The organism is Aureisphaera sp., assembly GCF_059726885.1.
In genome coordinates this window covers 2,712,818-2,724,866 of record NZ_AP041051.1, presented here as the reverse complement: position 1 = coordinate 2,724,866, position 12,049 = coordinate 2,712,818, and the positions used below count along the sequence as shown (strand labels likewise).

Below are 12,049 nucleotides of genomic sequence, written 5' to 3'. Positions count from 1 at the left end.
CATCATGACTTGGACCGATTTAATACTTCTGATACTTGTTGTGCAAGTAATTCACTTTGCAGGAACCTGGAAACTATATGTTGCCGCTGGGCGTAAAGCTTGGGAAGCAGCTGTTCCTGTATATAACGCGGTGGTATTAATGAAGATCATCAATAGACCGTGGTGGTGGGTAATCCTATTATTCATCCCTATTGTCCATTTAATTATGTTTCCCGTAGTTTGGGTAGAGACCTTGAGGAGCTTTGGCAGGAATAATACCAAAGAGACTTTTCTCGTGTTATTCACTCTTGGGTTTTATCTATATTATATTAACTATACACAAACCGTAACCCATATACCAGACAGGGAATTAAAGCCACGAACTTCTGCAGGGGAATGGACGAGTTCCATTTTATTTGCCGTGGTAGCTGCAACCATTGTGCACAATTATTTCATGCAACCGTATACGATTCCTACTTCCTCCTTGGAAAAAACACTCTTGGTGGGTGATTATTTATTCGTGAGTAAATTCCATTACGGTGCTAAGGCGCCCATGACTGCCGTTTCATTACCTATGGTACATGATACACTGCCAGGTCCTAGAACCAAGTCCTATTACAAAGGAATTCAATATCCTTATTTCCGTTTGCCCGGTGTACAAAACATTAAACGTAATGATATTGTGGTCTTTGGATGGCCAGTAGATACCTTAACCAACATCCTTAACCCCAACAGTGCCGTAGACATTAAGCCTATGGATAAAAAGACGAACTATGTAAAACGATGTGTGGGTGTCCCAGGCGATTCTTTGGAAGTTAGAAATGGTTATGTTTATATAAACGGGCAGCAAAATGACCTACCTGATCGTGCCAAAATACAGTTTGGTTATACCTTTAGAACGAGTATCGGCCTTAACCCTCAGTATATGGCAGAGAAGTATGGCATCACAGATCTTTATCCTATAGGCAATAGCGGACGGGTGTACAGTGCACATATGACCAATGCCGAATACGAAAGCTTCAAGACCTTTTCATCTTTGGACACCATTGTTCCTATGATAGAAGAAAAAGGAGCATGGGATCAGAGGATTTTTCCTCAGGATTCACGGTATCCATGGAATACCGACTTCTTTGGCCCTATTTATATTCCAGAGGCAGGTGCTACGGTAGATATTACCCCGGAGAGTATTCCATTCTACAAGCGAATTATTGAAGTATACGAAGGAAGTGAGTTAGGCATTAACAACAAGATTTCACAATCTGGCACTCAGGTACTCTTAAATGGCCAACCCATTACCCAATATACTTTTAAACAGGATTATTACTGGATGATGGGAGATAATAGGGACAACTCCCAGGATGCACGTGCGTGGGGGTACGTTCCTTTTAATCATGTAGTGGGAAAACCCGTTTTTATTTGGATGAGCTTCGACAAATTCAAAAGTTTCCCATCTAATATTCGATGGGATCGAGTGTTTACCACGGTGGGTGGATCTGGAGAACCTGTATCCTATTTTAGGTACTTCCTCATTGTTTTGGTAGGTTGGATTGGCTTTAACTTTTTTAGAAAGAAACGAAAAGAGAAGAAGAAAAGCGCTTAACTTGATCGATAGGCTCGTTAGGTTCAACCAAAAAGGTCCATTGACTTAAAACAAAAATGGCTATTCTCGTACATCCCAGTTATTTTCCTTCTATAGTGCAGATGATTGCCATTATAAAGGCCGAAAGCGTGATTTTCGAGGTTTCAGACAACTATCAAAAACAGACCTACAGAAATAGGGCGCACATTGCGCACTCCAATGGAAGGCTCCTACTAAATGTTCCCATTAAACATTCTAAAAGCAAAGAGCGTCAGAAAACTGCCGAGGTTTTGGTAGAAGATAGTTTTCCGTGGCAATTGCAACATTGGAAGTCCTTACAAAGTGCTTACAGAACATCTCCATTTTTTGAATATTACGAAGACGAGATTTTACACCTTTTTGAAACTCCGGTCCGTGGTCTTATGGATCACAACATGGCCATTTTTGAGGTGATCTGCGAGCTTCTGGGAATTGAAATTTCAGTTGGAAAGACAGCCACATTTGAAAAGGAAACTTCACTTACGGACCTTCGTCATTTAATTGATTCTAAAAAGGAAAAGCCATACCCCCTTGAGCCTTACATACAAGTGCATGAAAAAAATCACGGATTCCTATCCAATCTTTCGGTACTGGATTTACTTTTTAATGAAGGCCCAAACGCCTTGAATTATCTGGAATCCCACGATTTAGAATTTTAAGGCTTACTACCCCAACCCACTTGGGCACTTACCGGCTCATGATCCGAAAAGGTATCCCCAATGGTATTAAACCGAATAAATTCCATCTCTTTGGAAGCCATGATGTAATCTATTCGCATTGGGTAGCCTTCAAATTTATAGGTACTCCCTAGGCCATTTCCCCGTTCTAAAAATCCATCCTGCATTCCCTTTTTTAGTTTACGATAGATAAACGAAAATGAGGTGTTATTAAAATCACCCATCAGTAATACAGGGTAGGGAGCATTTTTTTTATGGGCAAGGATTTCATTTACTTGGGATTCCTGTTGTACAAAGCGTTCTGAAAACCGTTCCTTTAATTGCTCTGTACCCCTGTCCTGAAGGAAACCGACCGTGGGTAATATTCCGATGGACTGTAAATGCAGGTTATATATGCGAAGGGTATCATTGCCTACAACAACATCGGCATAGATACTATTGTTATACGATTTTTCGAAATCGAATCCGCCCTTATTCATTAAAGGGTATTTAGAAAAAATGGCATGGCCCAATTTATGGTTGTCATCCTTAAAGTGAATAAACCTATACGGGTAGGCCGAAAAGTCTATATCATGTTCGGCATAATATTCTTGAATACAAAGTACATCCGGATTTTCCTTAGCCAACAACTCCTTCATCTTTCTAGACACATCGGTAGGATTATTGTTTTTTTCATAAGCATTAAAGAGACGTACATTATACGATAGCACGGACAAGGATGAGTTAAACTGGGAATTATCCCCTTCAGAAGATATTTCAAAGAAAGGATTGAAATGCACATACGCAATGATAAGCACTATAAGGGAAACCCATACCTGCTTTCTAAAACGCAGCAGCCAATAGACCGCGAACAATACGTTAATAAACAACAACGGGGAAACGGCTAGGCTTAAAATAGATAGCGTAGGGAAGGTAGAAGGAGGCAAATATGGTAATATGAAGGAAACCACCAGCAACAATGCCACAATCACATTGAGCCAATAGATAAGTTTCCCCAAAAACCTGAGCTTCTTCAAGGTAGTATGCTAAAAATTGGTTAGTTGTCTTTTCCTGCCTTAAAAAGGAAATCCTTTTCGGCTTTCGTCAAGCTTTCATAACCACTTTTACTTATCTTGTCCAAAATGGCATCGACTTGTTTCTGGTGGTCATCTTTACTTTCAGTAGGTTTAGAACGTTTAGATTGGGATTGTGTTGCCTTGTTCCTATGTACTTTTTTAAAGGGCTTTTGTTTCCTCGTTTTGAACAAATTGGCGACACTATCCATGAGCCGTTCGAACCAAACCCCTATATCTTTTCCATTCAATAATTGACGTGCATATACGTACCCAAAAATCGCGCCTCCCAAATGCACCAATAAACCTCCGGTATTTGCGTACTCTGCGGTTCCTAAACGTAACAAATCCAGTACAACAAAGAACGCAACAATATGCCATAATCGTAAGTTGAACATAAAAATGCGCACTTCTGTTGAGGGCGCATAAGTTGCCATAAAGACCATAATGGCCATGACTGCTCCGGAAGCCCCAACTACGGGCAATGCAAGAGCAGATAATGGGAATAAGTTATATGAAAGCAAGAAAAAGACGCCACCAGCTATCCCTCCCAAGAGGTAAATTGTGAGAAAGCGTTTAGGTGAAAATAGGTTGAGCACAAATCTGCCGAACCAAAAGAGCATGTACATATTTACGAGGATATGCCAAATACCTGAGTGAAAAAAACTGTAGGTAAGGATGGACCATGGCTGACTTAAAAAATCGGAAAAATCATGTGGTAAAACAAAAGGGTATTCCAATACAATCTTGTCTACTCCCGAAAAAAGCGCCACTAAGCCAAAGCCAATAAAAACTATGGCGTTGATGACAATGACCTTTACGGCCATACCGGCCATTTTAAATTGATATGCTAGATTCCCTCCTGCCATATTAATCCCATCGATGACTGTTAAAACTATTTTTCTTCCAATAATAGGCCATGATAAACCCGAATAAGGCTCCGCCTATATGTGCCCAATGCGCAATTCCTTGTCCAAATAAAGAATACCCAGTAATTCCTGAAAAGAGGTCTAGACCTATAAGAACCGGAATAAAGTATTTTGCTTTGATAGGTACAGGGAAGAATATAAGCATTAATGACACATTAGGATATAACAAACCAAAGGCCACCAGCACCCCATATACTGCTCCAGAAGCTCCTAGGGCACGAATGTCATACCCAGAAATCATTTTGTTTAAAGAATCTAAAGAGGTTCCCTCGGGTATCGACATCTTGATAAATCCATCCACACTGCTCGAAGCTTTTCTTCGAAACTCATCCATTAATTCAAAGATTTGTGATTCATTCAATCCTGCTGAAGCGAACTCACTAAATCCACTATGAAAATGATAATAATTTACCATGGTATGAATAAAGGCAGCTCCGAGTCCCGCTGAAAAATAGAAAAACAAAAATTTCTTTCTTCCCCAATACACCTCCAACGGCGAACCAAACATATATAACCCAAACATATTGAACAGGATATGTCCAAAATCCCCATGCATGAACATATGGGTTAGTGGCTGCCAAAATTGAAATTTAGGGTTCTCGAAATAATACAAAGAGAAAAGTCTATCAGCTACCTCTGGCATGGTTAGTTTACCAACGAAAAATATCACGTTGATAATAATTAAAACCTTTACTGTCTCAGTTAGTCTTCCCATTTACATAAACTTTTTATCCAAATCATTGGCATTCAACATTACAAGTACGGGTCTGTTATCTGGCGAAACACTGGGTTCCTTGCAGGCAAACAGTTGATGTATTAAATGCTCTTGTTCTTCTTTTTCCATAGCTGTACCTGTTCTAATGGCCATGCTTTTGGCCATAGATTTGGCCAGCACGTCGTTCTGACTAAATCCAGCTTCCGGAACCCGATTTTCCAGGTCGCTTAAAAGCTGTTCCAAAATACCCGCCACACTACTTTCCTTAACCCCAGCAGGTATTCCATTAATTCCTATTTCCTCCAGCTCCCAAGAGGCGAAAACGAAGCCTGTATACTCCAATTGTTCCTTAATAGACTCCAATAGTTCCAATTTCGGTTTCGAAAAAGACAATTGTACGGGGAACAAAAGCTGTTGACTTACCGCTTCCTGAACGGTCATGTTTTTCAACAGTTCTTCATAAATTATTCGTTGGTGTGCCAAGTGTTGATGCACGATCATCATTCCACTTTTTACAGCACTTACAATATATTTATTCTGAATTTGAAACGTAATTTGTCCCGCATGCACTTTTTCACCCGTAAATAGACTGCCTGTCACCTCATCACTTTCTACTTCCACTCCACTGAAGGTTTCAACTTCTTGTGGACTGCTTTCATCCTTTAATCCCACGTATAAAGATTCCCAAGCCTTTGATGATTCTTTTCGATATGCCATTTTGCTAGGCTTAGAAATGCTTCCGTCCTTGAATGGGTTGAAACTGCTATCCACTTCTATAGTGGGAGCAACAGGAGACTTCTTACTGTATTCGTAGGGTGTGTCAAAACTTGCATCCTTATTGAAATCTAAAACAGGTGCAATACTAAACTGACCAAGACTGTGCTTAACAGTGGCCCGAAGCATAGCATAAATGGCATGCTCATCGTCGAATTTAATCTCCGTCTTGGTAGGATGTATGTTTATATCGATCGATTGCGGTGGCACTTCCAAATACAGGAAATAACCCGGATGGGCCCCATCCTTAATAAGGCCTTCAAATGCAGATGATACGGCATGATTGAGGTAAGCGCTTTTTATAAACCGATCATTCACAAAGAAGAACTGTTCTCCCCTACTCTTTTTGGCGAAAGAAGGTTTAAGCACAAACCCGTTTACCTTTACTATTTCTGTTTCCTCAGATACAGGCACCAATTTTTCGTTGGACTTACTCCCAAAAATGTTCACGATTCGCTGTCTAATATTACTTTCGGGAAGGTCGAAAACATCGTTACCATTATGGATCATTTTGAAAGTAACCTGTGGATGTGCTAATGCCACCCTATGGAATTCATCAATGATATGACGTGTTTCTACTGGGTTACTTTTTAAAAAATTACGACGTGCGGGAATATTAAAGAATAGGTTTTTAACCGAAAGTGTTGTCCCTTTGGGCACGACAGCCACTTCCTGCGAAATTACCTTACTACCTTCAATGGTAATATGGGTACCTATATCGGAATCTGAAGTTTTGGTTTTAAGCTCAACATGTGCAATGGCTGCTATAGAAGCGAGCGCTTCACCCCTAAACCCTTTGGTGTGCAAATTGAATAGGTCATCGGCACTTTGTATTTTGGAAGTCGCGTGACGATCAAAGCAAAGACGTGCGTCTATATCGGACATGCCCTTTCCATTATCGATCACTTGGATTAAGGTTTTCCCTGCATCCTTTACTATTAGTTTAATAGAAGTCGCTTCTGCATCGATGGCATTTTCCAGCAATTCCTTTACTACAGAAGCCGGTCGTTGTACCACCTCTCCTGCTGCAATTTGGTTGGCAACGTGATCGGGTAATAACTTAATAATATTAGACATTCAATAAGTCTAGGTAAAAATGGTTAGGTCAAAATCTATTAACCAAAGGAAGAGCAATGCAAGTATAGCTGCAATGATGAGTACGGTATTGTTTAACTCAAAATTCCCACGGTTGCGCTTGGTCTTTCGCGCCTCGTGCCAATGCGATCCGAAATCATTCTTGTTGTAACTTTCGTTGTACGCATCCAATTTTGTGGCAAACTTACCTTCCTCTATATCTTCTTTTCCTTTATAATACCGAGGGGTATAGTTAAACCTATTATTGGTTTTAAGTTTCTTTATTATTGTGAATTTAATCGGTCCCATAAGCTTACTTTTCAAAGTTAGGTAAAATCAAAAACAATGCCGAGTGTGTCCCGTTAATTTTTTCAAAAAGGGATTTTCTTAAAAATTATTGTTTTCTAGTGATTTAGAACCGTGCCTCTTTCCTAAGTTGTGCCATTTTTATGGCCGCTATGGCAGCTTCGGTTCCTTTGTTACCGTGCTTGCCGCCACTTCGCTCCTTGGCTTGTTGCCAATTGTTATCCGTGAGCACACAAAAAATTACAGGAATGTCCCCTTGAACATTGAGATCTTTAATCCCTTGGGAAACGGCTTCGCAAACATAATCGAAGTGTTTGGTCTCACCCTGTATTACGCTTCCAATGGCAATAACGGCATCGAGCATATCGTATGCCTCGGTTATTTTTTTTGCCCCATAAATCAATTCAAAGCTTCCTGGGACGTTCCATCGTACGATATTCTCCTTTATTCCGCCACAATCTAAAATGGCGTCGAAGGCACCCTGGAACATCCCTTGGGTAATCTCTTCATTCCATTCAGAAACAACAATCCCAAATCGAAAGTCCTTCGCATTTGGGATTGTTGTTTTATCGTAAGCCGATAAGTTTGTATTTGCTGTTGCCATATCTACTGCATTGCCTCAGCCTGTCCTTTATACAGTTTTGCCTTTGTAGCTTCTTCGGAGTCTTTGTAATCCTCTACAATGATATTGAAGTACTCCAATGCTTTGGCTGCTTGACCCAATTGCATTGCAGTTATCCCTGCTTTAAGGTAAAAACGAGGAGTTGTTACATCGTTCTTCTTCATGGTAGCAGCTTCTAGGTAATACTTCAAGGCTTCTTCTGACTGACCTAATTGAACGAATGCGTCGCCAATAGCGCCTTTTGCCAATGACCCAGTCGCTTCATCACCACCTTTGTAGGAGTCTAAATAGTTAATCGCCTCCTGATACTGATTAAGGTTCAAATAAGCCATTCCAGCATAGTACTTGGCAATGTTGCCTGCGGGTGTCCCGCTGTATTTATCTGCAATATCTACCAAACCGTACTTTCCAGCAGAGCCGTTCAATGCTACGTTATACAAAGAATCCTTATCCGTTGTAGAGTTCAATGCATCCACATAATGTGATTGTGCCTGGAACATCTCGCTAGTCGCTTCTGCTTGTTTTGGTTCTTGAATAAAGTTCTGATATGCTAAGTATCCAAGGACACAGATAGCAACAAGCCCAACAAATCCTAGGATAAATTTTTGGTTCTTTTCAACCCAAGCCTCGGTTTTAGATGCCCCTTCGTCTAGGGTTTTAAATACCTCAGCCGTTGCACTTCCATCTTCTAGTTCAATTTCCTTTTCGACTTTCGTCTTAGGTTTATAACCTCTTTTCTTGTAGGTTGCCATATTGTATGGTTTTATGAAGCGCAAAAATAAAATTTTTATTACAATTTAAAAGGGAAAAATCAATATTTTGCACAGCGGAAAACACCCGCAAAAACCTTATTGTTTTTTATTTTCTGAAATTCACAAGACCCTAATTTTAATGCAGTTACAGTCTTTATCCTTACTCAATTACAAAAACTTCGAAACCCTAACGTTCGATTTTGATGCAAGGATCAACTGCTTTGTGGGTCTTAATGGCGTTGGTAAAACGAATGTGCTCGATGCAATTTATCATCTTTCGTACGGAAAAAGCTATTTTAATCCGATTACCACCCAGAACATTAAACATGGGGAAGAATTCTTTGTGATAGAAGGCACATACGAAAAGAAAGATAAGCCCGAAAAGGTAATTGTAAGTGCCAAACGCGGGCAGAAAAAAATTATAAAGCGAAATGGCAAAGCCTATGAAAAATTTAGTGAGCACATAGGGTTTTTACCACTTGTTATTATTTCGCCGAGTGATAGGGATCTTATTGTAGAAGGAAGTGATACCCGGCGTAAGTTCATGGATGGTGTTATTTCGCAAGGTGATTCGGAATACCTTAGGGCCCTTATTGCCTACAAGAAGGTATTGGAGCAACGCAATTCGCTGTTAAAGTATTTTGCCGTGAATACTACTTTTAACAAGGACACGCTAGATATATACAACCTGCAATTGGAGGAATATGGTGCTCTAATCCATGAAAGAAGGGTTTCATTTATTGAAGAATTTGCCCCTATTTTCCTGAAGCGTTATGAAGTAATTAGCAATAGCAAAGAACTGGTTGAATTGAGCTACAGGAGCCAGTTACACGATTCGAAGCTGATCGATTTGCTAGAACAGAATCTCCAGAAAGACAAAATAACCCAATACACAAATTTCGGAATTCATAAGGATGACCTTTTATTTCAGCTCGAAGGACATCCTATCAAGAAATTCGGTTCGCAGGGTCAGCAGAAATCATTTCTTATAGCATTAAAATTGGCGCAATTCGATTTTCTGAAAAAACAGAGCAAGGAATTACCCATTCTACTTTTAGATGATATTTTTGACAAGTTGGATGAAGACAGGGTCGCACAAATTATTACGTTGGTAGACAACGAAGATTTTGGTCAATTATTCATTAGCGACACCCACGCTTCAAGAACGGAAAGTGTTGTAAAGGAAGTGAGTAAGTCCTATAAAATGTTTGCATTATGAGAAGTGGAATATTAATTTCAATGCTATTCATCGTTTGCCTTTCCTGCAAACGCCAAGCACCAGAAGACCACATACCCAACTTGCAAGGGTATTGGGAGATAGAACAAGTAATCCTTAGCGATGGATCTGTAAGAAATTTTGAGATCAACACTTTAATTGACTATATTGAAGTACAAGGGGATAGCGGAGCAAGAAAAAAATTAGCCCCAAAATTGGATGGGTCATTTCGCACTACAAAAGTGTCTGAAAAGTTCTACCTAAAAACAGACGCAGATAGCTTGCGATTGCATTATAAAACGCCATTCTCCGAATGGACAGAAACCGTTTTAAAAAGTGGCGATAGCCTATTGCAGGTGCGTAACGAAGATGGAAAAATATATACGTACAAACGATTTAAACCTATAAACCTCAACTAGTATGGCAAAGCGCAGTACTGAACATAGCTCTATAGGAGATGTCTTGAAAGAGATCATTGGTTCTAGCCGGAAACTGCAAAAAGGGTTGGACAAAGTCTCTGCGCAACAGGCTTGGCATAATGTGATGGGAGAGGCCATATCAAAATACACAGACAACGTGCTATTAGATCGAGATACCTTGTTCGTGCAACTTACCTCATCTGTCTTACGTGAGGAATTGAGCTATGGAAAAGAAAAAATCCTAACGCTATTAAATGAGGAATTAGATAGCGATCTTATTAAGAAATTAGTACTCCGCTAACAAAAAAAGCCACTCCTTTTTAAGAGTGGCCTTCTTTTTATTATTTGTTTCGAATTAGAAAATCTCCCTTCCAGCAAAGTGGAATTGACTTTCAATTTCAGCGTTTTCGTCACTATCACTTCCGTGAACTGCATTTTCACCAATGGAAGCAGCATACAGCTTACGAATAGTTCCTTCGGCAGCCTCTGCTGGATTCGTGGCACCAATTAGGGTACGGAAATCCTCTACAGCATTATCCTTTTCAAGAACAGCAGCCACAATTGGACCTCGTGTCATATACTCTACCAACTCTCCGAAGAATGGACGCTCTTTGTGAATAGCGTAGAAAGCTTGGGCATCTGCTGTGGTCATTTGTGTTAATTTCATCGCAGCGATTCGAAAACCTGCTGCTGTGATTTTTTCAAGAATAGGCCCAACGTTTCCTTTTTCAACGCTATCAGGCTTTAACATGGTAAAAGTTCTATCTGTTCTCATAGATGTTTTTAATTTGGGGGCAAAAGTAAGCTTTTGAAAAGCAAAAAACAATGTTTAACCATTCCTTAATATTCAATTTCGTGACGCTCGTATAGAAAGTCATCCTCCCCGCGAATTTCAAAAACCACCTTTCGGGCATCGAAATCAAAGTGAATGACCCCAAAGTTGAGACGTTTTATCACATTACTTACCCTATGCTCGTTCCTTTCCGTTTCGCCGTCAATCCAAGTATGGGTCATTCCACTTGTGGTGAAATCGACCAAAGGATAAGAGAGCCCTTCCATTTCAGCCACTGAAATTTCGGCCATATGCCGGTCTCCACTTAAGAGAATAATATTTTTTGATTTTGCATTTGCAATAAGGGCATCCATTTTCTCCATTTCCGAAGGAAAACAGCCCCAACGTTCCCATCCGTGTCCGTTATTCAAATATTGAATACTGGTTACGATCACATTGAAATCTGCGCTTTCATCTTTCAATTCTGTTTCCAACCAATCCCATTGCTGGGCTCCCAATAGAGTTCTATGCGTATCTTCTTGAGGCCATGGCTCATAGCGCCTTCCTTTTACTTCGCTCTTTAAGAGGGAATCACGGAATGTTCGGGTATCAAGAAGAATAAATTTTAACGTATGGTCCCCTACTTTGGCCCTGTATGATGAATACACCCCTTCCATTTGATGTCGTTCATCGCCAGAGGGTATGTTCAGGAACTCTAGAAAGAGTTTCTTGGCTTCTTCCTTTTTCTCCCATTCCCTCCCGGCATCATTTTTACCGTAATCGTGATCATCCCATGTGCCAATGATTTCGGTAGACTTCATTAATTTCTGATAGGATGTATTGGCCAGCACCTTATCGTAATCCGATTTCATTTTAGCCATATCATCTGTATCTGCATAGATATTATCTCCGCCCCAAATAAATAGATCTGGATTATTTGCCAATATGGGTTCCCAAAGGGGCTGGGGCCGATCCTGATCATTACAGCTGGCAAATACAAGCGTATAATCATAATCCGTGGTGGCTTCAGAAATCTCGACTTTGGTAGTGTCCCCTTGCTTACAGGATGCAAGAAGCACACTGGTAAATACTAGGAATAGGTATTTCATGTTGTTCGTGTTAGAATCTTCAAATTTAGTTAAAG

14 protein-coding genes are annotated in these 12,049 nt (G+C 40.1%); 5 read left to right on the top strand and 9 right to left on the bottom strand.

What is annotated here, in order from left to right; all coding sequences use genetic code 11:
* Positions 1 to 4 precede the first annotated feature (4 nt).
* Both lepB and AC6JAD_RS11900 read left to right on the top strand, forming a co-directional pair.
* A complete protein-coding gene (lepB, locus tag AC6JAD_RS11905) occupies positions 5 to 1,579 on the top strand; it encodes a signal peptidase I (protein ID WP_461303423.1) in 1,575 nt (524 codons plus the stop codon).
* Positions 1,580 to 1,635: 56 nt separating this feature from the next.
* Positions 1,636 to 2,256: a WbqC family protein gene (locus AC6JAD_RS11900; RefSeq protein ID WP_461303422.1), complete on the top strand. Its 621-nt coding sequence runs from the start codon at positions 1,636 to 1,638 to the stop codon at positions 2,254 to 2,256.
* On the opposite strand, the gene AC6JAD_RS11895 is transcribed toward AC6JAD_RS11900, so the two are convergent.
* The 7 genes from AC6JAD_RS11895 to AC6JAD_RS11865 form a co-directional block, all read right to left on the bottom strand.
* Complete coding sequence (locus AC6JAD_RS11895; protein WP_461303421.1) at positions 2,253 to 3,272, bottom strand: endonuclease/exonuclease/phosphatase family protein; 1,020 nt, start codon at positions 3,270 to 3,272, stop codon at positions 2,253 to 2,255. The two genes, AC6JAD_RS11900 and AC6JAD_RS11895, sit on opposite strands and share 4 nt — an antisense overlap.
* Positions 3,273 to 3,310: 38 nt before the next feature.
* Complete coding sequence (locus AC6JAD_RS11890) at positions 3,311 to 4,195, bottom strand: rhomboid family intramembrane serine protease (RefSeq protein WP_461303420.1); 885 nt, start codon at positions 4,193 to 4,195, stop codon at positions 3,311 to 3,313.
* A 1-nt stretch (position 4,196) separates the two neighbouring features.
* Positions 4,197 to 4,970 carry a rhomboid family intramembrane serine protease gene (locus tag AC6JAD_RS11885; protein ID WP_461303419.1) on the bottom strand — a complete coding sequence of 258 codons (774 nt, stop codon included), beginning with the start codon at positions 4,968 to 4,970 and terminating at the stop codon, positions 4,197 to 4,199.
* Positions 4,971 to 6,821, bottom strand: a complete 1,851-nt coding sequence (gene mutL / locus AC6JAD_RS11880; RefSeq protein ID WP_461303418.1) for a DNA mismatch repair endonuclease MutL — start codon at positions 6,819 to 6,821, stop codon at positions 4,971 to 4,973.
* 9 nt (positions 6,822 to 6,830) lie between these two features.
* On the bottom strand, positions 6,831 to 7,127 hold the full coding sequence (locus AC6JAD_RS11875; RefSeq protein ID WP_461303417.1) for a hypothetical protein: 297 nt from the start codon (positions 7,125 to 7,127) through the stop codon (positions 6,831 to 6,833).
* 103 nt (positions 7,128 to 7,230) lie between these two features.
* Positions 7,231 to 7,728: a 6,7-dimethyl-8-ribityllumazine synthase gene (gene ribH / locus AC6JAD_RS11870; RefSeq protein ID WP_461303416.1), complete on the bottom strand. Its 498-nt coding sequence runs from the start codon at positions 7,726 to 7,728 to the stop codon at positions 7,231 to 7,233.
* Positions 7,729 to 7,730: 2 nt separating this feature from the next.
* Positions 7,731 to 8,498 (bottom strand): tetratricopeptide repeat protein, encoded by a 768-nt coding sequence (locus AC6JAD_RS11865; RefSeq protein ID WP_461303415.1) that lies wholly within the window; start codon positions 8,496 to 8,498, stop codon positions 7,731 to 7,733.
* A gap of 139 nt (positions 8,499 to 8,637) precedes the next feature.
* Between AC6JAD_RS11865 and recF the strand changes: the two genes are divergently transcribed.
* From recF to AC6JAD_RS11850, 3 genes are read left to right on the top strand one after another with little or no spacing between them, the layout of a single operon-like run.
* On the top strand, positions 8,638 to 9,717 hold the full coding sequence (recF, locus tag AC6JAD_RS11860) for a DNA replication/repair protein RecF (protein ID WP_461303414.1): 1,080 nt from the start codon (positions 8,638 to 8,640) through the stop codon (positions 9,715 to 9,717).
* Positions 9,714 to 10,133, top strand: a complete 420-nt coding sequence (locus AC6JAD_RS11855; protein ID WP_461303413.1) for a hypothetical protein — start codon at positions 9,714 to 9,716, stop codon at positions 10,131 to 10,133. The genes recF and AC6JAD_RS11855 overlap by 4 nt, the downstream gene beginning before the upstream one ends.
* 1 nt (position 10,134) lies before the next feature.
* Complete coding sequence (locus tag AC6JAD_RS11850) at positions 10,135 to 10,434, top strand: DciA family protein (RefSeq protein WP_461303412.1); 300 nt, start codon at positions 10,135 to 10,137, stop codon at positions 10,432 to 10,434.
* 54 nt (positions 10,435 to 10,488) lie between these two features.
* Here the strand turns inward: AC6JAD_RS11850 and AC6JAD_RS11845 are convergent, their stop codons facing one another.
* Both AC6JAD_RS11845 and AC6JAD_RS11840 read right to left on the bottom strand, forming a co-directional pair.
* Complete coding sequence (locus tag AC6JAD_RS11845) at positions 10,489 to 10,908, bottom strand: nucleoside-diphosphate kinase (RefSeq protein WP_461303411.1); 420 nt, start codon at positions 10,906 to 10,908, stop codon at positions 10,489 to 10,491.
* 65 nt (positions 10,909 to 10,973) lie between these two features.
* Positions 10,974 to 12,014, bottom strand: coding sequence for an alkaline phosphatase D family protein (locus AC6JAD_RS11840; RefSeq protein WP_461303410.1), 1,041 nt, complete (start codon positions 12,012 to 12,014; stop codon positions 10,974 to 10,976).
* Positions 12,015 to 12,049: the final 35 nt, after the last annotated feature.

Excerpts from the sequence above, each read along its gene's own strand:
- lepB (WP_461303423.1), top strand. The coding sequence starts at position 5 with ATGACTTGGACCGATTTAATACTTCTGATACTTGTTGTGCAAGTAATT.
- AC6JAD_RS11900 (WP_461303422.1), top strand. The coding sequence starts at position 1,636 with ATGGCTATTCTCGTACATCCCAGTTATTTTCCTTCTATAGTGCAGATG.
- AC6JAD_RS11890 (WP_461303420.1), bottom strand. The coding sequence starts at position 4,195 with ATGGCAGGAGGGAATCTAGCATATCAATTTAAAATGGCCGGTATGGCC.
- AC6JAD_RS11885 (WP_461303419.1), bottom strand. The coding sequence starts at position 4,970 with ATGGGAAGACTAACTGAGACAGTAAAGGTTTTAATTATTATCAACGTG.
- mutL (WP_461303418.1), bottom strand. The coding sequence starts at position 6,821 with ATGTCTAATATTATTAAGTTATTACCCGATCACGTTGCCAACCAAATT.
- AC6JAD_RS11875 (WP_461303417.1), bottom strand. The coding sequence starts at position 7,127 with ATGGGACCGATTAAATTCACAATAATAAAGAAACTTAAAACCAATAAT.
- ribH (WP_461303416.1), bottom strand. The coding sequence starts at position 7,728 with ATGGCAACAGCAAATACAAACTTATCGGCTTACGATAAAACAACAATC.
- AC6JAD_RS11865 (WP_461303415.1), bottom strand. The coding sequence starts at position 8,498 with ATGGCAACCTACAAGAAAAGAGGTTATAAACCTAAGACGAAAGTCGAA.
- recF (WP_461303414.1), top strand. The coding sequence starts at position 8,638 with ATGCAGTTACAGTCTTTATCCTTACTCAATTACAAAAACTTCGAAACC.
- AC6JAD_RS11855 (WP_461303413.1), top strand. The coding sequence starts at position 9,714 with ATGAGAAGTGGAATATTAATTTCAATGCTATTCATCGTTTGCCTTTCC.
- AC6JAD_RS11850 (WP_461303412.1), top strand. The coding sequence starts at position 10,135 with ATGGCAAAGCGCAGTACTGAACATAGCTCTATAGGAGATGTCTTGAAA.
- AC6JAD_RS11845 (WP_461303411.1), bottom strand. The coding sequence starts at position 10,908 with ATGAGAACAGATAGAACTTTTACCATGTTAAAGCCTGATAGCGTTGAA.
- AC6JAD_RS11840 (WP_461303410.1), bottom strand. The coding sequence starts at position 12,014 with ATGAAATACCTATTCCTAGTATTTACCAGTGTGCTTCTTGCATCCTGT.